This window comes from Brachymonas sp. KE5, from assembly GCF_057773645.1.
The window spans coordinates 2,504,530-2,525,009 of the sequence record NZ_CM173463.1 but is presented as its reverse complement, the minus strand read 5'-3'; the positions used below and the strand labels follow the sequence as shown (position 1 = coordinate 2,525,009).

The window sequence follows — 20,480 nt, the reverse complement described above, 5'->3', positions numbered from 1 at the left end:
AAGCATTAAACGAGGGTGAGCCAGTGGGCGTACTTGGGGTTGCGTCCGTTCACGATGTCGAAGAACGCAGTCTGGATCTTTTCGGTGACCGGGCCGCGGCGACCTTCGCCGATCTGCACGCGGTCCAGTTCGCGGATGGGCGTGACTTCGGCGGCAGTGCCGGTGAAGAACATCTCATCGGCAATGTAGCACTCGTCGCGCGTGATGCGCTTTTGCACCAGTTCGACGCCCAGGTCCTTGCAGATGTGGGTGATGGTGTTGCGTGTGATGCCGTTGAGGGCGCCGGCGGACAGGTCGGGGGTGTAGACCACGCCGTCCTTCACCAGGAACACGTTCTCGCCCGAGCCTTCGCTCACGAAACCGGCGCTGTCCAGCAGCAGGGCTTCGTCGTAGCCGTCGTCGGTGGCTTCCATATTGGCCAGGATGGAGTTGGTGTAGTTGCTGACCGTCTTGGCCTGCGTCATGGTGATGTTGACGTGGTGGCGCGTGAAGCTGCTGGTCTTGACGCGGATGCCGATGGCCATGCCGTCTTCGCCCAGGTAGGCGCCCCAGGGCCAGGCGGCGACCATCACGTGGGTTTTGGCGCCCTTGGGCGAAACGCCCAGCTTCTCGGAGCCCAGCCACACCAGCGGGCGCAGGTAGCCGCTGTCCAGATTGTTCTCGCGCACCACGGCACGTTGTGCCTCGTTCACTTCTTCCTGCGAGAAGGGCATGGGGATGCGCAGGATCTTGGCGCTGTTGAACAGGCGCTGGGTGTGCTCCTGCAGGCGGAAGATGGCCGGGCCTTTGTCCGTCTTGTAGGCACGCACGCCTTCGAAGGCGCCGCAGCCGTAGTGCAGGGTGTGCGTCAGCACGTGGACCTTGGCATCGCGCCACTCGACCATCTGGCCGTCCATCCAGATTTTTCCGTCGCGGTCGGACAGTGCGGTGGGTGCGCTCATGCAGATCTCCTCTTCGATTGGCAGCAGAAAGCGGCAGATCCCCCTTGAGCTGCCGCTTGCAATTATTCATACAAACAGGAAGTTTACGCCTATTTTCGGCTGGTTGCAGCCTGTGCGCGGAGCGAGGGCTGCCTCATGGGTGTTTGCCGAGCCTGGCTGCGCTTGCCGCATGGCGCTGCGGAGCAGCGGTCGACGCCTGGCAAAGGCGCCGCCGCGCGGCAGCAATCATCAGCGTTTGCCAGCAGCGCGCGCCTCGGCGATCCAGCCATCGAACAGGCGCTGGTGCGCCTTGATCCAGCCGGCCACATGCTTGTCGATGTCGGCCTGCTTGTTGGCGCCATCGTTCATGGCCTTGTTCTGGGCGTTGATCGCGGCAATCGGCAGCTTCATCACGCTGAACAGCTTGGCCGCCGCGGGGTTCTGCTCGATGAACTGGCGGTTGGCCATGATGCGCTGGTTGTTCACGATGAAGCCGTAGTCCTTGCCGTTGGGCAGGGCGGTGCTGTCGGCGCCGACATCTTGGCTGGTGGGCACCTGCAGCCACACCACGTCCTTGCCCGGCTTGAGCACATTGCTCACCCAGTAGGGCGTCCAGGTGTAATAGAAGATGGGCTTGCCCTGCTGGTAGCGCGTGATGGTGTCGGCGATCAGCGCGGAGTAGTTGCCCTGCACGTGCTGGATGTGGCCGCGCAGCTGGAATTTGTCCAGGTGCTTCTCGATGGCTTTTTCGCAGCCCCAGCCGGGGTTGCAGCCGGTCAGGTTGGCCTTGCCGTCGCCGTCGGTGTCGAACAGCTTGGCAATGGCGGGGTCCTTCATCTGCTCGATGTTGGTGATCTTGTGCTGCTCGGCGGTCTTGCGGTCGACCAGGTAGCCCTGCAGGGCGCCGGCGGAATAGGTGTTGTCGCGCCAGAGCTTGCTGTCGCCACCTGCGTTCTGGTAGAAGTCTTCGTGCAGGCGGTCCCAGTGGTCGGCCATGAAGGTGGCGTCGCCGTTGGCGATGGCCAGGTGGGCGGCGGTGTAGTCCACTTCCTTGATGGGCTGGACCTGGTAGCCGAGCTTCTCCAGCGCCTTCACCACCAGCTGGGTCTGGAAGGTTTCTTCGGCGATCGGGCTTTGCAGCGGCTGGATGCGGATGCCCTTGCCGGGTTGTTCGTCGCTGGCGTGGGCGTTGAAGGCGGCCAGGCCGATCAGGCTGGCGCAGAGCAGGGCGCGGGGAAAACGGAGGGCGGAGGGAAGCAGGGTCATGGGGTTCCTTTCGGAGAATCGACAGGGCCGGGTGACGCGGCGCGTCACCGGGGCGGGAGTGGAGGTCAGACAGCGACGTGAGACAGCGGCTGAACAGCGGCCGGGGCACCCTTGGCCTGGGCGCGCGGCTGCAGCAGGCGGCGCAGCAGCCCGACCGGGCCGCGCTGGTACCAGCGCAGGCTCTTGCGGTCGCTCTGGCCCATGGCCTGCGTGATGCGGTCCAGCAGAATGGCCAGAATCACGATGCCCAAGCCACCCACGGTGGCCAGGCCCATGTCCAGGCGGCCGATGCCGCGCAGCACCATCAGGCCCAGGCCGCCCACGGCGATCATGGAGGCGATCACCACCATCGACAGGCTCAGCATCAGCGACTGGTTGATGCCGGCCATGATGGACGGCATGGCCAGCGGCATCTGCACCTTGGTCAGCATCTGCCAGGGCGAGGCGCCGTAGGCACGGGCCGCCTCGACCAGATCCGGGCGCACCTGGCGGATGCCGAGCGAAGTCAGGCGCACCAGTGGAGCCAGGGCAAAGATGATGGTGACGATCACGCCGGGCACGTTGCCGATGCCGAACAGCATCACCACCGGCACCAGATAGACGAAGGCGGGGGTGGTCTGCATGGCGTCCAGCACCGGGCGCACGAAGCGCTCGGCCCGGTCGCTGTTGGCGAGCCAGATGCCCAGCGGCAGGCCGATCACGATGCAGAAGAACAGCGAGGTCAGCACCAGCGACAGCGTGACCATGGTCTCGGGCCAGATGCCGAGCACGGCAAGCACCAGCAGCGAGACCAGCGTGCCGATGGCGAGGCGCGCGCCGGCCAGCTGCCAGGCGAGCAGCGACAGCAGGGCGATCATCACGGGGGTGGAAGGGTACAGCAGGGCGGCTTCCACGCCGCTCAGGATGCCGTCCACCGGGCCGCGCAGGGCCTGGAAAGCAGGGCGGAAATGCGCCACGAACCAGTCCAGTCCCTGGTTGATCCAGTCCTGCACCGGCAGGCTGCCGTCGAACAGCTGGTTGAAGGACAGGCCTTCGCTGCCGGCAGTGTCGAGCGCGGCGACACCGGTATCGGCGCCGGCGGCAGTGGCATCTCCCAATGCTTCATTGGTGACCACCGCATCGGGGCCGTTCAGCCAGTTGTCGTTGCTGTCGCTGGCGCCGCTCAGGGCGTAGGGGTCGCCGGCATCGGCCGCGTCGGTGACGGGGGCCTGCAAGGCTTCGTTGGCCGTGACGGCATCGGGGCCGTTGAGCCAGTTGTCATTGCTGCTGGCGGCGGTGGTTTCATAGGGATTGTCCGTGCCGGCGCCGGAATCGGCCGGGCGCGAAAGGTCCTGCGTGGACTCTGTGCTCATGGAATTGCTCCTGATCGGTCAGCGGCGGCGCGCAAGGGGCGCTGCCGCAGAAAGCATGCGGGAAAAGGGCAGGGTGCGCGGCGGGGCCTCAGGCTTGATGTTGACGCTGCAGCGCATCCTGAAAAACGAACGGGTTCAGGCCGCGGGGGTGGCTGCGGGGCGAGGGGCCTCGGCAGCCAATGCCAGGGCCGGCAGCTGATCCGGCGCCGCAGCTTCGGCGGTTTCGCCTTGCGGCAGCGGATTGCCCGCGATATCGGTCTCCGGATCGAGAAAACGCAGCAGCGTGTTCTTGCTGATGCTGCCCACGTAGCGGCCACGCTCGTCCACCACCGGCAACGGGCTGGGCGTTTCCAGCATGCGGCCGTACAGCTCGCGCACCGGGAAGCTGCTGTCCACCGGCGTGATGCCCGGTACCAGCGCATGCTGCAAGCCGAGCGGGCCTTCGTGCCCGTGCAGCGCCGCGCGCAGCGAGTCGGCCGATATCATGCCTTGGTACTTATAGGAGGGATCGACCACGCAGGCCCAGTCGCGGTCGTGCTCGGACATGCGCTGCAGCGCCGGCCGGCAGCCGCGCAGGGGGCTCACAGCCACTTCCACCTGCAGCTTGCGTGCGATGTCGCCGGCCTTGAACACCGCCGACGCATCCACGCCGCTGATGAAGCTGCGCACATAGTCGTTGGCCGGATTGCGCAGAATGTCTTCCGGGCTGCCCACCTGCACCACCATGCCGTCCTTCATGATGGCAATGCGGTCGCCGATGCGCATGGCCTCGTCCAGATCGTGCGAGATGAACACGATGGTGCGCTGCTTCTCCTGCTGCAGGCGCAGCAGCTCGCCCTGCATCTCGCTGCGGATGATCGGATCCAGCGCGGAAAAAGCCTCGTCCATCAGCAGAATCGACGGATCGGCCGCCAGCGCCCGGGCCAGACCGACGCGCTGTTGCATGCCGCCGGACAGTTCGTCCGGATAGCTGTTGGCCCACACGTCCAGCCCCACCTGCGCCAGCGCGAGGCGTGCCTGTTCGTTGCGCGCTGCCTTGTCCACCCCGGCCAGCTCCAGACCGAAAGCGGTGTTCTCCAGCACCGTCAGGTGCGGCAGCAGCGCGAAGGACTGGAACACCATGCTGATGTCCTTACGGCGGAAGGCGCGCAACTGCGGTTCGTTGTAGGCACCGATATCCTCGCCATCGACCAGAATACGGCCGGAAGTGGGCTCGATCAGGCGGTTGAGCATGCGCACCAGCGTGGACTTGCCCGAACCGGACAATCCCATGATGACGAAGATTTCACCGGCCTCGATGGTGAAGCTGGCGTCGAACACGCCGATGGAGGCACCGGTCTGCTCGACGATCTGCTGCTTGGTCAGACCCTGGCGCACCAGCTCCAGCGCCTTGGCGGGGTCGTCGCCAAAGACCTTGAACAGATGCTCGATCTCGATTTTTCTTGCCATGCTTTCCTCTCTGCAGAGGCAGGCGGCGGGCACTGTTGTGAATGAAATGAAGACGCCTGGGACGCCGACAACAGGCCGGACAAAGCCGACTGCCTGGTTGTAGGGATGGGGTTGTACGCCACTGCACGAATGGCGAACCCCGGGCGGGCGATGTGGGAGGCGCGATGCTCCCAGCAAGTCCTTGCCGTCACGGCACAGGCGGTGCGGACGGCCAACGAGGGATGTATTTTCGCAAACAGGCACTACCGGCGGCAGCGCCAAAAACGGAAAGGCGGCAGTCTAACGGCATTTCCGGAGAAATGCAAATCTGACGAAATGCTGTCGGATCAATGAAGTTGTCGGTTAATTGACGGACGATGGTGAAAATTCGTCCGGGCGACCGGGTTTGCGCCCCGTCATCTCCCTTGGCAACGCCACTTACTGTAACTGCTGCACCAGCTCCATCGCCTGCTCCACCCGCTCTACGGCGTGGATGGTCAGCCCTTCGAACTCCTTGCCCGGCTTTTTCGGCATGTTGGCCTTGGGCACGATGGCCACCGAGAAGCCCAGCTTGGCTGCTTCCTTCAATCGCTCCTGCCCCCGCGGCGCCGGCCGCACCTCGCCTGCCAGACCCACCTCGCCAAACGCAAAGAACCCCTTCGGCAGCGCCTTGCCGCGCAGGCTGCTGGTAATCGCCAGCAGTACGGCAAGATCGGCGGCCGGCTCGCTGATGCGCACGCCGCCCACGGCGTTCACGAACACGTCCTGATCACCACTGGCCACGCCTCCGTGCCGGTGCAGCACCGCCAGCAGCATGGCCAGACGATCGCGCTCCAGACCCACGCTCAGCCGGCGCGGACTCGGTCCCGCGCCATCCACCAGCGCCTGGATTTCCACCAGCAGCGGCCTGCTGCCTTCCAGCGTCACAAGCACGCAGCTGCCCGGCACCGGCTCGCCATGCGTGCTCAGGAAAATCGCGCTCGGATTGCTCACGCCCTTGAGTCCCTTTTCCGTCATGGCGAATACGCCCATTTCGTTGACGGCGCCAAAACGGTTCTTGAAGGCGCGGATCAGGCGGTAGGCGCTGTGCGTATCGCCCTCGAAGTAGAGCACGGTATCGACGATATGCTCCAGCACACGCGGCCCGGCCAGTTGCCCGTCCTTGGTCACATGGCCCACCAGCACCACCGCCGTGCCGCTGGCCTTGGCAAAGCGCGTCAGGTGCGCCGCACACTCGCGCACCTGCGCCACGCTGCCCGGCGCGCTGCTCAGTGCATCGCTGTACACGGTCTGGATCGAGTCGATCACGGCCACCTGCGGCTGCTCGGCCTGCAGCGTGGCCAGGATTTTCTCCAGCTGGATCTCGGCCAGCACGCGCACCTGCGAGCCTTCCAGCCCGAGCCGGCGCGAACGCAGGGCCACCTGGGCCGCGCTTTCCTCGCCCGTGACATACAGCGTCTGCAGCCCCTGCAACTGCAGCGCATCGAGCGCCTGCAGCAGCAGCGTCGATTTGCCAATGCCCGGATCACCGCCGATCAGCGTTACCCCGCCGTCCACCACACCCCCGCCCAGCACGCGATCCAGCTCGCCGATGCCGGTCGGCGTGCGCGCCACGTCTTCCGCCTTGATGTCGGCCAGTGTGGCCACTTCGCTGGCACCGGCCAGCGCCTGGTGCTGGCCGCTCAGCCGGTTCTTGCCGACGATGCCCTGGGCCGGATTGAGCACGGTCTCTTCCAGGCTGTTCCAGGCGCCACAGGCGGGACATTTGCCCAGCCAGCGCGGACTGGCCGCGCCGCAGGCATTGCAGGTAAATTGGGATTTGGGGGCTGCCATGGCGGCATTGTAGGGGGCAGGATCGGCACCCTCAGCCGGCCGGCCGGGGCCGCGGCGGCAGCCAGGCCAGGGTTGCCGCCAGATCGGTGCTGGCCAGCGGCAGCTCCACCAGCTTGCAGCGGCTGCGCTGCGCCTGCACTTCCACGCTCCATTCGCGCAGCCCCGTACGCACGCACTTCTCGGCCGCCTCGATGCGCGTCCACAGCCGTGCGCAATCCAGCGGATCCGGTGGCGCCGCAATGCCGCCATACAGTTGCAGCACCGCATCCCAGCCCGCCAGGTCCAGCAGGTGCCCCGCGCTCAGGTCGATCCCGACAGGAAACGGCGCAATCGCCAGCAAAGCCAGCGCCTGTGGCGCCGCCGGCTGCAGATAGCTCCATGACAGCCACAGCGCCGGCTCCGACTGCAGGCGCTGCGGCTCCGAAATCGGCGTCGGCACATTCGGCGGCCAGTGCGCATGCTGCCAGGACGCCACCGGATAGTGCCGCATCAGCAGTTCCTGCGCCTCGGCGCGCACATGCTGGCGCTGGCGTGCGCGGCTCAGGTCGGCGGGCAGCAACAGGCGCCAAAGCGCAATCTCGCCGAACGGCGTAGCCACATGGCCGGCGCTACTGCTGTACGGGCTGCTCATGCCTGCTTGCCCGCGATGGCCTCGGCATACAGCGCATTGCGCGCCTCGCCGGTGATCTCCGCCGCCAGGCGCACCGCGCTTCTGGTCGGCAGCTCCGCCAGCAGCAGGGCCAGCACGCGCCGTGCCTCCGGACTGATGGCGTCCTCATCCGCTGCAGCGGCCGGCGCCGCATGCACCACCAGCACAAATTCGCCCTTGCTGCGTTCGGGCGCCTCGTCCAGCCAGCCCGCCAGCGCCTGTGCCGGCAGTGTGGTGATCGATTCATACTGCTTGGTCAACTCGCGCGCCAGCGTCACCGGCCGCTCGCCCAGCAGCGCCAGCGCGCTGGCCAGTGCGCCAATGCGATGCGGGGCTTCCAGCAGCACCACCGGACGCGTCTCCTGCTGCAGCGCCTGCAGCGCCTGCTGGCGCTCCTGCCCCTTGGGTGGCAGAAAACCCGCAAACACCCAGCCTCCCTGCAGCCCGGCCACGCCATTGCTGTGCTGCGCGCCTTCCACGCCCGCCGCACACAATGCCGTGATGATGCTGCTGGCTCCGGGTAGCGGCATCACGCGCAGGCCAGCGGCCTGCACCGCCTGTACCAGCACGGCGCCAGGATCGCTGATCGCCGGCGTCCCCGCATCGCTCACATAGGCCACGCGCTGCCCTTGCTGCAGGCGCTCCACCACCTGCCGCGCCGCTTGCTGCTCATTGTGCTGGTGCAGCGCCAGCAGGCGCGATGCGGGTGCCGCAATCCCGTAGGCACGCAGCAGCAGCGCCGTATGGCGCGTATCCTCGCAGGCGATGGCATCGGCCAGCTGCAGCACATGCAGCGCACGCAGCGTGATGTCGGCCAGATTGCCGATCGGCGTGGCCACCAGATAAAGCGTGCCGGCGGGATATGATTGGCGGCCTGCAGCCGCCGTGGCAGCCTGCAGCGCAGGCCCGAAATCGGCCGCCAGCGATCCCGCTGGCCCGACGGGGGCAGAAGTGGCAGACACTCGCAATTCCTTCCTTATGAGCGCCCCAGCCCTGCCGGACACAGCATCCGGCCCTACACGCAAGCAACTCGGCGATGCCGCCGAAGCCAGCGCCATCGCCTGGCTGCAGCAGCGCGGCCTGGTCCTGCTGGAGCGCAATTACCGCACGCCGGGTCGCGGCGGCGGCGAGATTGACGCCATTATGCGGGACACGGATGGCACCCTGGTGTTCGTCGAGGTGCGCCAGCGTTCCGGTGCGGAGCACGGCGGTGCGGCCGCCAGCATCGGCGCCACCAAGCGCCGCCGCATCATCCGCGCCGCCCAGCACTACCTGCTGCGCTGGCGCTCCTGGCCGCCCTGCCGCTTCGACGTCATGGCCTGCGATGGCGAAATCCACTATGGGCAGGGTGCCTGGATCTGGCTGCCCGGCGCCTTCGACGCCTCCTGATTCCAGTCGTGCGCGTTGCAGAACGCCGGACTGCGCGGCTTCGTCTGCACGCGTCACTGATCCAGCGCATGCGGGCGTTATCATCCCTGACATGCAATCCCCGGACGCCCCCGACCAGCCCGATCCCCATGCCGCCCTGATGCGGCATTTCGCCGAAAACGCCGAAGCCTGCATGCAGACGGCGCAGGAAGGCCTGTTCCAGCTCGACCTGGCGGCCCAGTTGCTGGCCGACACCGTCTCGCGCGGCGGCAAGATCCTGCTCTGCGGCGCCGCCGAAACCGCCTTCCTGCCCCCCTATCTGGCCTCGCGCCTTGGTGGCCTGCTGGAGCGCGAACGCCCGCCGCTGCCGGCGCTGGCGCTGCTGGGTGACATCGGCTGGCCCGTTGCCAACCCCAGCGCCACCGCGCAGGCCCTGCCGCCGGACATGCTGGAGCAGCTGCAACAAGGTGTTGCACAAAGCCTGGTGTCGCAACTGCAGCAATTCGGGCAGATGGAGGATACTCTGTGGCTCTACAGCATGGACGCGCAGCAGCCCTACGCGCTGCAGGCTCTGGCCGCAGCGCATGCGCGCGATCTGCCCGTGCTGTGGATGCATGGCGGCGAGCCGTCCGATGCGCTGGGAGAACTGGACGTGGAAGTCCTGCTGGCCCAGCCGCGCGGCCTGCGCCTGCTCGAACAATGCCTGCTCGCCTCGCACGTGGTGTGCGACGCGCTCGACCGCATTCTGCTTGGTGATGAAGAGGAGAACGATTGATGACACCGACCCCCATGTCCCGCCGCACCGGCCGCCTCGGCCGCACCCTGGTTCTGGCCGGAGTCCTGGCCGCCACGCTGAGCGCCTGTGTGCCGCTGGTGGTGGGCACCGCCGTGGGCGGCGCCTGGCTGGCGCTGGATCGCCGCACCTCCGGCGCCCAGCTGGAGGATGAGGGCATCGAGGCCCGCGGCAGCAACCGCATCCAGGAAGTCATCAAGGACCGTGGCCGCGTCAGCGTCACCAGCTACAACCGCGTCATGCTGCTCACCGGCCAGGTTACCACCGATGCCGACCGCCAGCTGGCCGAGAACATCGCCCGCACCGTGCCCAACGTGCGCCGCGTCGTCAACGACATCCTGATCAACCCGCCGGCTACGCTGAGCCAGCGCTCCACCGATGCGCTCACCAGCACGCGCGTCAAGGCGGCGCTGGTCGGCTCCAACCAGATCAACTCCAATGCCGTCAAGGTCACGACCGAACTCGGCACCGTCTACCTGATGGGCATCGTCACCCAGCGTGAATCGGATGCCGCGGCCGAAGCGGCGCGCAACGTCGGCGGTGTGCTCAAGGTGGTCAAGGTGTTCGAAATCGTTCCGGAAAGTGCCCTGAGCAGTACCACCACGGTGCCGGCGCCGGTGCAGAGCACGGCCCCGGCCGCGGGCAGCGCCACCACCACGCCCTGACCGTTCACAGCCAGCGCCGCACGCGCCGGCTGTACGCCTCATACGCCGCGCCGAAGTGTGCACGCAGCACGCGCTCTTCCGGCCGGATCTGGAAGCGCTGCAGATAGGCCAGCGCCAGCGGAATGCAGGCAAAGGCCAGCGGGTGCGCCAGCCAGCAGGCCCAGCCCAGCAGCACCAGCGCCATGCCCAGGTACATGGGATTGCGCGTGAAGCGGTAGACGCCTTGCTCGACAAGCGCGGACGCGCGCTCCGGGTGCAGCGGGTTGAAGGTGGTGTGCACGCGCTGGAACGCCCACAGGCCGCCCAGCGCGATCAGTCCCCCGGCCAGTGACAGCCCCGCCAGCAGCCCCCAGCGCCAGAGTCCATCCCATTGCCACTGCAGGGTTGGCGTGGCGCGTGCCACCAGCCACATCAGCAGCGCGCACGCCGCATCGACCACCGGTGGCGGTACCCGGTATTCCAGTGGATGCTGGCGCTGCACCTCCATGGCCGGTCAGCCGCCGAACTGCTCGGCCAGTTCGCGCCCGCGTGCCGCGCAGGCATGCATGGCCGCCACGATGGCCTGTTCCACGCCATGCTGCTGCATGGTGGTGATGGCTTCGTGCGTGGTGCCGCCCTTGCTGGTCACGCGCTGGCGCAGCACTTCGGGCGCGTCCGGCGAGGCCTGCACCAGCGCCGCCGCCCCGGCAAAGGTCTGAGCGGCCAGCGTCTTGCTCTGCTCGGCCGTCAACCCCAGCTCCACGCCGCCGCGCACCAGCGCCTCGATGAAATAGAACACATAGGCCGGCCCGGAGCCGGAAATCGCCATCAGGCTGTCGATCAGGGCTTCCTGCTCCAGCCACATGCGCTGGCCGGTCGGTGCCAGCAGCGCGTCGATCACGGCGCGGTCCTGGGCGCTGGCGCCGGCGCCGGCAAACAGCCCGGTCATGCCCTGGCCGACCAGCGCCGGCGTGTTGGGCATGGCGCGCACCAGCCGCTCGGTACCCAGCCAGCGCGTCAGGGCCGAGGCCGGAATGCCGGCGGCCACACTCAGGTGCAGGGCCTGTCGCACATGCCCGGCCACCGGGCGCGTGGCTTCCTCGAACTGCTGCGGCTTCACGGCCCAGACCACCACGTCGGCCTCGGCCAGGCTGGCGTCGGCTGCTTCCAGCACCTGCACGCCGAATTCCTGCTGCAGGCGCGCGCGCGTCTCGGCGAAGGGCTCGACCACGCGGATGCGGTCCGGAGCCATGCCCTGGCGCACCAGTCCGCCGAGAATGGCGCTGGCCATGTTGCCGCCTCCGATGAAGGCAATCTGCAGGTGTTCCGGAATGGGGCTGGTAGTCATGGTGGCAGTCGGGAAAGAGTGGGAAGGAGGGGCTTGTCGGTCAGGGTCCGGACAATTGCCGCGTGAAGGGCATTATCCGATAGCATGGCGCGTCGAAGGTATTTCCCCGGCCCGAAGCCCCTGTCCGAAGCGTCCCTGCGCCGCGGGGGCGCGGCACGGGCACACGCGCCCGGTGCCCGCCGCACCAGCCGCAAGCGCTAACTCCTTGTGCCTGATGCAAAAAAAGCACAGGCAGGTGTTGACGAATGCATCCTGATCAACGACAATACAAGGCTTCGCATCATTTCGGGTGCGATATGTCTGCCCAACTGCAGCGCTGTGAGAGTCCTTTTGCGGCGTGAATGACGGGCCCAAGACTGGCTTTGGAGCGTATTCGCATGCGGGTACGCAACCAGGTACAAGTTGGGAATTACAAATGATCCAAACAGAATCTCGTCTAGAGGTTGCCGACAATACGGGCGCCAAGTCTGTCCTGTGCATCAAGGTGCTGGGCGGTTCCAAGCGTCGCTACGCCAGTGTCGGCGACATTATCAAGGTCAGCGTGAAAGAAGCTGCTCCGCGTGGTCGCGTCAAGAAAGGCGAGATCTACAGCGCGGTGGTGGTCCGTACTGCCAAGGGCATTCGCCGTGGCGACGGTTCCCTGATCAAGTTTGATGGCAACGCAGCCGTGTTGCTGAACAACAAGATGGAGCCCATTGGCACCCGCATCTTCGGCCCCGTGACGCGTGAACTGCGTACCGAGCGCTTCATGAAGATCGTGTCCCTGGCTCCCGAAGTGCTGTAAGAGGAGTGACGGCATGAACAAGATTCGCAAAGGCGATGAGGTGATTGTCATCACCGGCCGTGACAAGGGCAAGCGTGGCACCGTCGCGCTGCGCAAGGACGACTCGTACCTGCTGGTCGATGGCGTCAACATGGTCAAGAAGCACGTCAAGCCCAACCCCATGAAGGGCGAGGCTGGCGGCATCGTGGAAAAGGCCATGCCTATCCACCAGTCCAACGTGGCCATTTTCAATGCGGCTACCGGCAAGGCCGACCGCGTCGGTATCAAGACCCTGGAAGACGGCAGCAAGGTGCGCGTGTTCAAGTCCAGCGGTGCAGAAATCAAGGTGGCATGATCATGGCACGTTTGCAAGACCAATTCCGCGAGAAAGTCGCTCCCGCGCTGACCGAGAAGTTCGGCTACAAGTCCCCGATGCAGGTTCCGCGCATCACCAAGATCACCCTGAACATGGGTGTGGGTGAAGCCGTTGCCGACAAGAAGGTGATGGACAACGCCGTGGCCGACCTGACCAAGATCGCCGGCCAGAAGCCCGTCGTGACCAAGGCCAAGAAGGCCATCGCCGGCTTCAAGATCCGTGAAGGCCAGCCCCTGGGTTGCATGGTGACCCTGCGCGGCGTGCAGATGTACGAATTCCTGGATCGCTTCATCAACATCGCGCTGCCCCGCGTGCGTGACTTCCGTGGTATCTCCGGCCGTTCCTTCGATGGCCGCGGCAACTACAACATCGGTGTGAAAGAGCAGATCATTTTCCCCGAGATCGAATACGACAAGGTGGATGCGCTGCGTGGCCTGAACATCAGCATCACCACCACGGCCAAGACCGACGAAGAGTGCAAGGCACTGCTCGCCGGCTTCCGTTTCCCGTTCAAGAACTGAGGTGAACTGTGGCTAAAGTTGCACTTATCCAACGCGAACTCAAGCGCGCCAAGCTGGTTGCCAAGTTTGCCAAGAAGCATGCCGAGCTGAAGGCTGTTGCCAACGACGTGAGCAAGAGCGACGAAGAGCGCGATGCCGCCCGTCTGGCTCTGCAGAAGCTGCCCCGCAATGCCAACCCGACCCGTCAGCGCAACCGTTGCGAACTGACCGGCCGTCCCCGTGGTACCTTCCGCCAGTTTGGCCTGGGCCGCGCCAAGATCCGTGAAATCGCCTTCGCCGGTGGCATCCCCGGTGTCACCAAGGCCAGCTGGTAATCGGCAGGAGAATCAAGAATGAGCATGAGTGATCCCATCGCCGATCTGCTGACTCGCATCCGCAATGCACAGATGGTCAACAAGGCCGTCGTGAACGTGCCGGCTTCCAAGGTGAAGACCGCCATCGTCAAGGTGCTGCAGGACGAGGGTTATATCGACGGCTTCCAAGTCAAGACCGAAGACGGCAAGTCCGTCCTCGAGATCGCCCTGAAATATTACGCCGGCCGTCCGGTGATCGAGCGCATCGAGCGCGTCAGCCGTCCCGGCCTGCGCGTCTACAAGGGTTCCAAGACCCTGCCGCAGGTCATGAACGGTCTGGGTGTGGCCATCGTCACCACTCCGCAAGGCGTGATGACCGATCGCAAGGCGCGCGCAGCCGGTGTCGGCGGCGAAGTGCTGTGCTACGTGGCGTAATCGAAGCGAGGAGAAATACAAGATGTCCCGTGTAGGTAAAATGCCCGTCGCCATCCCCCAGGGTGTGGATGTTGCGATCAATGCAGAAACCATCGACGTCAAGGGCGCTGGCGGCAAGCTGTCCGCTGCGGCCAGCCGTCTGGTCAAGGTCGAGCTGAACGACGGCAAGCTGTCCTTCGTGCCGGCTGACGAATCCCGTGAAGCCAACGCCATGTCCGGCACCCTGCGCCAGCTGGTGAACAACATGGTGGTCGGCGTGAGCAAGGGCTTCGAGAAGAAGCTGAACCTGATCGGCGTGGGCTACAAGGCCTCCGTCCAGGGCAACAAGCTCAACCTGAACGTCGGCTACTCGCATCCGGTGATCCTGGAAATGCCCGAGGGCATTACCGCGGCCACCCCGACGCCGACCGAAGTCGTCATCAAAGGTGCTGACCGCCAGGTCGTTGGCCAGATTGCCGCCGAAGTGCGCGCAACGCGTCCGCCCGAGCCCTACAAGGGCAAGGGTGTGCGCTACTCCGACGAGCGCGTCATCATCAAAGAGACCAAGAAGAAATAAGGAACGGCATCATGTTGAACAAGAAAGCCCAACGTATTCGCCGTGCACGCCTGACGCGTATCCGCATCGCCGCCCAAGGCGTGCCGCGTCTGACCGTGAACCGTACCAACATGCATATGTATGCATCGCTGATTTCCGGTTGCGGCACCAAGGTGCTGGCTACCGTGTCCACTGCCGAAGCCGATATCCGCAAGGAACTGGGCGCTGCCGGCAAGGGTGGCAACGTGGCGGCTGCCGCCATGATCGGCAAGCGCATCGCCGAGAAGGCGAAGGCTGCTGGCGTCGAGAAGGTTGCCTTTGACCGTGCAGGCTTCGCCTACCACGGCCGCGTCAAGGCTCTGGCCGACGCTGCCCGCGAAGCCGGCCTGCAGTTCTAAGGATTGGAATCGAAAATGGCAAAAATTCAAGCTAAACCGCAAGACGACGCTCGCGACGACGGCCTGCGCGAAAAGATGATCGCGGTCAACCGCGTGACCAAGGTTGTCAAGGGTGGTCGTATCCTGGGCTTCGCAGCCCTGACCGTGGTCGGCGACGGCGACGGTGGTGTCGGCATGGGCAAGGGCAAGTCCAAGGAAGTGCCCGTGGCCGTGCAGAAGGCCATGGAAGAAGCGCGCCGCGGCATGCTGAAGGTGTCCCTGAAGAACGGCACCATCCACCACACCGTGATGGGTCACCACGGCGCTTCCCGCGTCATGATGACGCCGGCTCCCAAGGGTACCGGTATCATCGCCGGCGGCCCGATGCGCGCCGTGTTCGAAGTGATGGGCATCACCGACATCGTGGCCAAGAGCCATGGTTCGTCCAACCCGTACAACCTGGTGCGTGCCACGTTTGATGCACTGCGCAACTCCACGACTCCGGCCGAAGTGGCCGCCAAGCGTGGCAAGAGCGTGGAAGACATCTTCGCCGCCTGATGGAGAGAAACATGTCTGACAAGCAAACCGTCAAAGTGCAGCTGGTGCGCAGCCCGATCGGCACCAAGCAGTCCCATCGCGACACCATTCGCGGTCTGGGCCTGCGCAAGCTCAACAGCGTCAGCGAACTGGAGGATACTCCTGCAGTGCGCGGCATGATCAACAAAGTCGCCTATCTGGTGAAAGTTCTGTAAGGTCTGAAGATGGAACTCAACAACCTCAAGCCTGCCGAAGGCGCCAAGCACGCAGCGCGTCGCGTGGGTCGCGGCATCGGCTCCGGTCTGGGCAAGACTGCAGGCCGTGGCCACAAGGGCCAGAAATCCCGCTCCGGTGGCTACCACAAGGTCGGCTTCGAAGGCGGCCAGATGCCCCTGCAGCGTCGTCTGCCCAAGCGCGGCTTCAAGTCCCACCTGCTGAAGTACAACGCCGAGATCAACCTGTCCGAGCTGGATCAGCTGGGCCTGGATGAAGTCGACATGCTGGCCCTGAAAGAGGCCGGTCTGGTCGGCCAGATGATCAAGGTCGTCAAGGTCATCAAGAGCGGCGAGCTGACCCGTGCGGTCAAGCTGACCGGCATTGGTGCCACGGCTGGTGCCAAGGCCGCCATCGAGGCAGCCGGCGGCAGCCTGGCCTGATTGACCCAAGCACACAAGGGCGTGTAACGTGGCTACTAGTCTGGCAAACAAGGCAAGTGCTCCCAAGTATGGCGACCTGCGTCGCCGTCTGGTGTTCTTGCTGCTGGCCCTGGTGGTGTACCGGATCGGGGCGCATATCCCCGTTCCGGGCATCGACCCTGACCAGTTGCACCAGCTGTTCCAGGGGCAGCAAGGCGGCATCCTGAACCTGTTCAACATGTTCTCGGGTGGCGCCCTGTCGCGCTTTACGGTGTTCGCACTCGGGATCATGCCGTACATCTCTGCATCGATCATCATGCAGCTGATGACCTACGTGGTTCCCACGTTCGAGCAGCTCAAGAAAGAGGGCCAGGCCGGACAGCGCAAGATCACGCAGTACACCCGCTACGGCACGCTGGCCCTGGCGCTGTTCCAGTCCTACGGCATTGCCATGGCGCTGGAATCGCAGCCCGGTCTGGTGATGGACCCCGGCTTCATGTTCCGCATGACCGCCGTCGTCAGCCTGAGCGCCGGTACGCTGTTCCTGATGTGGCTGGGCGAGCAGATCACCGAGCGTGGCCTGGGCAACGGCATCTCGATCCTGATCTTTGCAGGTATCGCTGCCGGTCTGCCGAGCGCGATTGCCGGCCTGATGGAACTGGTCCGCACCAATGCGATGAGCATCATCGTGGCGCTGATCATCCTGGCACTGGTGGTGCTGGTGACCTACTTCGTGGTGTTCGTGGAACGCGGACAGCGCAAGATCCTGGTCAACTACGCGCGTCGCCAGGTGGGCAACAAGGTCTACGGTGGCCAGGCTTCGCACCTGCCGCTGAAGCTGAACATGGCCGGTGTGATTCCGCCGATCTTCGCATCGTCGATCATCCTGCTGCCCGCCACGGTGGTGAACTGGTTCAGCAGTGCCGAGAGCATGCGCTGGCTGCGTGATATCGCATCCTCGCTCACTCCCGGTCAGCCGATCTACATCGCCCTGTATGCTGCTGCGATCATTTTCTTCTGCTTTTTCTACACCGGCCTCGTGTTCAACAGCCGGGAAACTGCCGACAACCTGAAAAAGAGCGGTGCTTTCGTGCCCGGTATCCGTCCCGGTGACAATACCGCACGCTACATCGACAAGATCCTGCTCCGGTTGACGTTCGTCGGCGCAATCTACATCACCCTGGTGTGCTTGCTGCCGGAATTCCTGATTTTGAAATACAACGTGCCGTTCTACTTTGGCGGAACATCCTTGCTGATCATCGTTGTCGTCACCATGGACTTCATGGCCCAGGTGCAGAACTACCTGATGACGCAGCAATACGATGCCCTGTTGAAAAAGGCCAACTTCAAAGCTCGTTAACTCATCATGGCTAAAGATGATGTGATCCAGATGCAGGGTGAGGTTGTCGAAAACCTCCCGAATGCGACATTTCGCGTCAAGCTGGAAAACGGACATGTGGTGTTGGGCCATATCTCCGGCAAGATGCGGATGCACTACATCCGCATCCTGCCAGGCGACAAGGTAACGGTCGAGTTGACCCCGTACGATTTATCCAAAGCGCGCATCGTGTTCCGCGCCAAGTAAAGAACAAAGGAGAGAGAAATGAAAGTCTCAGCTTCGGTAAAGAAAATTTGCCGCAATTGCAAGGTTATCCGCCGCAAAGGCGTGGTGCGCATCATCTGCACCGATCCCCGTCACAAGCAGCGTCAAGGCTGATAGAAACATCTAGAGGAATCACATGGCACGTATTGCTGGTATCAACATTCCGCCGCACCAACACGCTGAAATCGGCCTGACGGCGATCTATGGCATCGGCCGCACCCGCGCCCGCCTGATCTGCGAAGCCTGCGGTATCGAGTACTCCAAGAAGATCAAGGAACTGACTGACGGCGACCTGGAGAAAATCCGTGACGCCCTGGCCCAGTTCACGCTGGAAGGTGACCTGCGCCGCGAAACCACGATGAACATCAAGCGCCTGATGGACATCGGCTGCTACCGTGGTTTCCGTCATCGCCGTGGCCTGCCGATGCGTGGTCAGCGTACCCGCACCAATGCCCGCACCCGCAAGGGCCCGCGCAAGGCAGCCCAGTCCCTGAAGAAATAATTGAGAGCGAAGAGTAACCATGGCTAAACCGTCCAACGCTGCATCCCGCGTCCGCAAGAAGGTCCGCAAGAACATTGCCGATGGCATTGCGCACGTGCACGCCTCGTTCAACAACACCATCATCACCATCACTGACCGCCAGGGCAACGCCCTGTCCTGGGCTTCTTCCGGCGGTCAGGGTTTCAAGGGTTCGCGCAAGTCCACCCCGTTCGCTGCACAGGTCGCTTCCGAAGTGGCCGGCCGCGCTGCCGTGGAACAGGGCATCAAGAACCTGGAAGTCGAAATCAAGGGTCCCGGCCCGGGTCGCGAGTCTTCCGTGCGCGCACTGGCTGCACTTGGTATTAAAATCACGTCCATCTCCGACGTGACGCCGGTGCCGCACAACGGCTGCCGCCCGCAAAAGCGCCGTCGCATCTGATTTTTTTTCAACCCAAGCCCACTGCCGCCAGCTGCATTGCGTTGGCGGCTCCTGCGCTTTTGTGAGCGCAGCAGCAACAATCAAAGGAAAATACTGTGGCACGTTATCTTGGCCCCAAGGCAAAACTCGCCCGCCGTGAAGGCACCGACCTGTTCCTGAAGAGCGCCCGCCGCTCCATCAGCGACAAGTGCAAATTCGAAGCCAAGCCCGGCCAGCATGGCCGCACCTCCGGCCAGCGCACCTCCGACTTCGGTCTGCAGCTGCGCGAGAAGCAGAAGGTCAAGCGCATGTACGGTGTGCTGGAGCGCCAGTTCCGCCGCTACTTTGCCGAAGCCGAGCGTCGCCGTGGCAACACCGGTGCCAACCTGCTGAGCCTGCTGGAAGCCCGTCTGGACAACGTGGTGTTCCGCATGGGTTTCGGTTCCACCCGCGCTGAAGCCCGTCAGCTGGTGTCGCACAAGGCGATCCTGGTGAACGGCCAGCAGGTGAACATCCCCTCCTACATGGTCAAGGCCGGTGACGTGATCTCCGTGCGCGAGAAGTCTGCCAAGCAGGCCCGCGTGATCGAGGCGCTGCAGCTGGCAGGCCAGGTGGGCTACCCGGCATGGGTGGAAGTGAACGCCGACAAGGCCGAAGGCACGTTCAAGAAGTCTCCGGACCGCGACGAGTTCGGCGCCGACATCAACGAATCGCTGATCGTCGAACTTTACTCCCGCTAATCCTCATGGAGATACGGCTTCGGCCGTATTTTCCATGGACGGCGCTGCCGCGCCCGTCACTCTGGTTCCTGGTGCACCTTGCATGAAGCACCAGGGGCTTCGCCAGCCTTACCGGTGTAACGAGCCGGGGGTATTGAGAGGAAGTCAGAATGCAAACCAATCTGTTGAAACCCAAAAACATTCACGTCGAGCAGCTGAGCGCGAACCGTGCCAAGGTGACGCTGGAGCCGTTCGAGCGCGGCTATGGTCACACCCTGGGCAACGCCCTGCGCCGTGTCCTGTTGTCGTCCATGGTCGGCTACGCGCCCACCGAGGTGACGATTGCCGGCGTGCTGCACGAGTACTCGTCCATCGACGGCGTGCAGGAAGACGTGGTCGGCATCCTGCTGAACCTGAAGGGTGTGGTGTTCAAGCTGCACAACCGCGACGAAGTGACCCTGAGCCTGCGCAAGGACACCGAAGGCGTCGTGACCGCCGCCGACATCCAGGTTCCGCATGACGTAGAGATCATCAACCCCGATCACGTGATCTGCACCCTGTCCCAGGGCGGCAAGATCGACATGCAGCTGAAGGTGGAAAAGGGCCGCGGTTATGTGCCCGGCAACCTGCGTCGCCACAACGACGAAGCCTTCAAGTTCATCGGCCGCATCGTGCTGGACGCGTCCTTCTCCCCTGTCAAACGCGTGAGCTACGCCGTGGAAAGCGCCCGTGTCGAGCAGCGTACCGACCTGGACAAGCTGGTGATCGAGATCGAGACCAACGGTGCCATCTCCGCTGAAGACGCCGTGCGTTCTTCCGCCAAGATCCTGGTGGAACAGCTGGCCGTGTTCGCACAGCTGGAAGGCGGCGCGCTGGACGCGTTCGACCAGCCGGCATCGCGCAGCGCTGCCCAGTTCGATCCGGTGCTGCTGCGCCCGGTCGATGAGCTGGAACTGACGGTGCGTTCGGCCAACTGCCTGAAGGCCGAGAACATTTACTACATCGGCGACCTGATCCAGCGTACCGAGAACGAGCTGCTGAAGACCCCGAACCTGGGCCGCAAGTCGCTCAACGAGATCAAGGAAGTGCTGGCCTCCCGTGGCCTGACGCTGGGCATGAAGCTGGAAAGCTGGCCGCCCGCAGGTCTGGAAAAGCGCTGATCATTTTTTCGCCACGTTGCCGGCTG

The 20,480-nt window shown here is 64.4% G+C and carries 29 protein-coding genes; 20 read left to right on the top strand and 9 right to left on the bottom strand.

All coding sequences use genetic code 11. The features are described 5' to 3' along the window. Positions 1-5: 5 nt before the first annotated feature. The 7 genes from ACX36O_RS11995 to rsmI all read right to left on the bottom strand — a co-directional run bounded on the left by ACX36O_RS11995 (position 6) and on the right by rsmI (position 8,371). Positions 6-941 carry a branched-chain amino acid transaminase gene (locus ACX36O_RS11995; RefSeq protein ID WP_213361852.1) on the bottom strand — a complete coding sequence of 312 codons (936 nt, stop codon included), beginning with the start codon at positions 939-941 and terminating at the stop codon, positions 6-8. A 228-nt stretch (positions 942-1,169) separates the two neighbouring features. Next, a complete protein-coding gene (gene proX, locus ACX36O_RS11990; RefSeq protein WP_213361850.1) occupies positions 1,170-2,186 on the bottom strand; it encodes a glycine betaine/L-proline ABC transporter substrate-binding protein ProX in 1,017 nt (338 codons plus the stop codon). Positions 2,187-2,251: 65 nt separating this feature from the next. After that, complete coding sequence (gene proW / locus ACX36O_RS11985) at positions 2,252-3,538, bottom strand: glycine betaine/L-proline ABC transporter permease ProW (protein WP_213361848.1); 1,287 nt, start codon at positions 3,536-3,538, stop codon at positions 2,252-2,254. Between the two features lie 135 nt (positions 3,539-3,673). Next, complete coding sequence (gene proV, locus ACX36O_RS11980) at positions 3,674-4,987, bottom strand: glycine betaine/L-proline ABC transporter ATP-binding protein ProV (RefSeq protein ID WP_488359836.1); 1,314 nt, start codon at positions 4,985-4,987, stop codon at positions 3,674-3,676. 417 nt (positions 4,988-5,404) lie between these two features. Then, entirely contained in the window at positions 5,405-6,799 is a 1,395-nt protein-coding gene (gene radA, locus ACX36O_RS11975; protein ID WP_371699056.1) for a DNA repair protein RadA, read from the bottom strand. A gap of 31 nt (positions 6,800-6,830) precedes the next feature. Beyond that, entirely contained in the window at positions 6,831-7,430 is a 600-nt protein-coding gene (locus ACX36O_RS11970; RefSeq protein ID WP_371698556.1) for a hypothetical protein, read from the bottom strand. Continuing rightward, positions 7,427-8,371, bottom strand: a complete 945-nt coding sequence (rsmI, locus tag ACX36O_RS11965; protein WP_213362759.1) for a 16S rRNA (cytidine(1402)-2'-O)-methyltransferase — start codon at positions 8,369-8,371, stop codon at positions 7,427-7,429. The genes ACX36O_RS11970 and rsmI overlap by 4 nt, the downstream gene beginning before the upstream one ends. Before the next feature lie 55 nt (positions 8,372-8,426). On the opposite strand from rsmI, the gene ACX36O_RS11960 reads away from it, so the two are divergent. From ACX36O_RS11960 to ACX36O_RS11950, 3 genes are all read left to right on the top strand, one after another. Next, entirely contained in the window at positions 8,427-8,837 is a 411-nt protein-coding gene (locus ACX36O_RS11960; RefSeq protein WP_213361840.1) for a YraN family protein, read from the top strand. Between the two features lie 91 nt (positions 8,838-8,928). Next, the gene (locus ACX36O_RS11955; RefSeq protein WP_213361838.1) at positions 8,929-9,591 is read left to right on the top strand and encodes an SIS domain-containing protein; all 663 of its coding nucleotides are present in this window, start codon (positions 8,929-8,931) and stop codon (positions 9,589-9,591) included. Then, positions 9,591-10,274 (top strand): BON domain-containing protein, encoded by a 684-nt coding sequence (locus tag ACX36O_RS11950; protein ID WP_488359835.1) that lies wholly within the window; start codon positions 9,591-9,593, stop codon positions 10,272-10,274. Before ACX36O_RS11955 ends, ACX36O_RS11950 begins: the two co-directional genes overlap by 1 nt. 4 nt (positions 10,275-10,278) lie before the next feature. On the opposite strand, the gene ACX36O_RS11945 is transcribed toward ACX36O_RS11950, so the two are convergent. Together ACX36O_RS11945 and proC are read right to left on the bottom strand one after the other, a co-directional pair. Beyond that, on the bottom strand, positions 10,279-10,761 hold the full coding sequence (locus ACX36O_RS11945) for a methyltransferase family protein (protein WP_213361835.1): 483 nt from the start codon (positions 10,759-10,761) through the stop codon (positions 10,279-10,281). Positions 10,762-10,767: 6 nt separating this feature from the next. Continuing rightward, positions 10,768-11,601, bottom strand: a complete 834-nt coding sequence (gene proC, locus ACX36O_RS11940; protein WP_213361833.1) for a pyrroline-5-carboxylate reductase — start codon at positions 11,599-11,601, stop codon at positions 10,768-10,770. Between the two features lie 415 nt (positions 11,602-12,016). Here proC and rplN point away from each other — a divergent pair, with 415 nt between their 5' ends. The 17 genes from rplN to ACX36O_RS11855 all read left to right on the top strand — a co-directional run bounded on the left by rplN (position 12,017) and on the right by ACX36O_RS11855 (position 20,454). Then, positions 12,017-12,385: a 50S ribosomal protein L14 gene (gene rplN, locus ACX36O_RS11935; protein WP_213361830.1), complete on the top strand. Its 369-nt coding sequence runs from the start codon at positions 12,017-12,019 to the stop codon at positions 12,383-12,385. Positions 12,386-12,398: 13 nt separating this feature from the next. Further along, on the top strand, positions 12,399-12,719 hold the full coding sequence (rplX, locus tag ACX36O_RS11930) for a 50S ribosomal protein L24 (protein WP_213361829.1): 321 nt from the start codon (positions 12,399-12,401) through the stop codon (positions 12,717-12,719). A 2-nt stretch (positions 12,720-12,721) separates the two neighbouring features. Next, entirely contained in the window at positions 12,722-13,261 is a 540-nt protein-coding gene (rplE, locus tag ACX36O_RS11925) for a 50S ribosomal protein L5 (RefSeq protein ID WP_213361828.1), read from the top strand. Positions 13,262-13,269: 8 nt separating this feature from the next. Then, positions 13,270-13,575, top strand: a complete 306-nt coding sequence (rpsN, locus tag ACX36O_RS11920; RefSeq protein WP_213361826.1) for a 30S ribosomal protein S14 — start codon at positions 13,270-13,272, stop codon at positions 13,573-13,575. Between the two features lie 18 nt (positions 13,576-13,593). Beyond that, the gene (rpsH, locus tag ACX36O_RS11915; RefSeq protein ID WP_091812810.1) at positions 13,594-13,989 is read left to right on the top strand and encodes a 30S ribosomal protein S8; all 396 of its coding nucleotides are present in this window, start codon (positions 13,594-13,596) and stop codon (positions 13,987-13,989) included. A gap of 22 nt (positions 13,990-14,011) precedes the next feature. Then, positions 14,012-14,545: a 50S ribosomal protein L6 gene (gene rplF / locus ACX36O_RS11910; RefSeq protein WP_213361823.1), complete on the top strand. Its 534-nt coding sequence runs from the start codon at positions 14,012-14,014 to the stop codon at positions 14,543-14,545. Positions 14,546-14,556: 11 nt separating this feature from the next. Further along, a complete protein-coding gene (gene rplR, locus ACX36O_RS11905; protein WP_488359834.1) occupies positions 14,557-14,922 on the top strand; it encodes a 50S ribosomal protein L18 in 366 nt (121 codons plus the stop codon). 15 nt (positions 14,923-14,937) lie between these two features. Then, positions 14,938-15,459, top strand: coding sequence for a 30S ribosomal protein S5 (gene rpsE / locus ACX36O_RS11900; RefSeq protein WP_091812816.1), 522 nt, complete (start codon positions 14,938-14,940; stop codon positions 15,457-15,459). Between the two features lie 11 nt (positions 15,460-15,470). Next, positions 15,471-15,653 carry a 50S ribosomal protein L30 gene (gene rpmD, locus ACX36O_RS11895; RefSeq protein WP_091812817.1) on the top strand — a complete coding sequence of 61 codons (183 nt, stop codon included), beginning with the start codon at positions 15,471-15,473 and terminating at the stop codon, positions 15,651-15,653. A 9-nt stretch (positions 15,654-15,662) separates the two neighbouring features. Then, on the top strand, positions 15,663-16,094 hold the full coding sequence (gene rplO / locus ACX36O_RS11890) for a 50S ribosomal protein L15 (protein ID WP_213361822.1): 432 nt from the start codon (positions 15,663-15,665) through the stop codon (positions 16,092-16,094). A 28-nt stretch (positions 16,095-16,122) separates the two neighbouring features. Then, a complete protein-coding gene (secY, locus tag ACX36O_RS11885; RefSeq protein ID WP_213361817.1) occupies positions 16,123-17,433 on the top strand; it encodes a preprotein translocase subunit SecY in 1,311 nt (436 codons plus the stop codon). Between the two features lie 6 nt (positions 17,434-17,439). After that, complete coding sequence (gene infA, locus ACX36O_RS11880) at positions 17,440-17,658, top strand: translation initiation factor IF-1 (RefSeq protein WP_091812823.1); 219 nt, start codon at positions 17,440-17,442, stop codon at positions 17,656-17,658. Between the two features lie 18 nt (positions 17,659-17,676). Next, the gene (gene rpmJ / locus ACX36O_RS11875) at positions 17,677-17,790 is read left to right on the top strand and encodes a 50S ribosomal protein L36 (protein WP_076342701.1); all 114 of its coding nucleotides are present in this window, start codon (positions 17,677-17,679) and stop codon (positions 17,788-17,790) included. 22 nt (positions 17,791-17,812) lie between these two features. Further along, positions 17,813-18,178 carry a 30S ribosomal protein S13 gene (gene rpsM / locus ACX36O_RS11870; protein ID WP_091812825.1) on the top strand — a complete coding sequence of 122 codons (366 nt, stop codon included), beginning with the start codon at positions 17,813-17,815 and terminating at the stop codon, positions 18,176-18,178. A gap of 19 nt (positions 18,179-18,197) precedes the next feature. Beyond that, positions 18,198-18,596 (top strand): 30S ribosomal protein S11, encoded by a 399-nt coding sequence (gene rpsK / locus ACX36O_RS11865; protein WP_091812826.1) that lies wholly within the window; start codon positions 18,198-18,200, stop codon positions 18,594-18,596. Positions 18,597-18,691: 95 nt separating this feature from the next. Then, positions 18,692-19,315: a 30S ribosomal protein S4 gene (gene rpsD, locus ACX36O_RS11860; RefSeq protein ID WP_213361815.1), complete on the top strand. Its 624-nt coding sequence runs from the start codon at positions 18,692-18,694 to the stop codon at positions 19,313-19,315. Between the two features lie 149 nt (positions 19,316-19,464). Further along, positions 19,465-20,454, top strand: a complete 990-nt coding sequence (locus ACX36O_RS11855) for a DNA-directed RNA polymerase subunit alpha (RefSeq protein ID WP_213361813.1) — start codon at positions 19,465-19,467, stop codon at positions 20,452-20,454. The last annotated feature ends 26 nt before the right edge of the window (positions 20,455-20,480 follow it).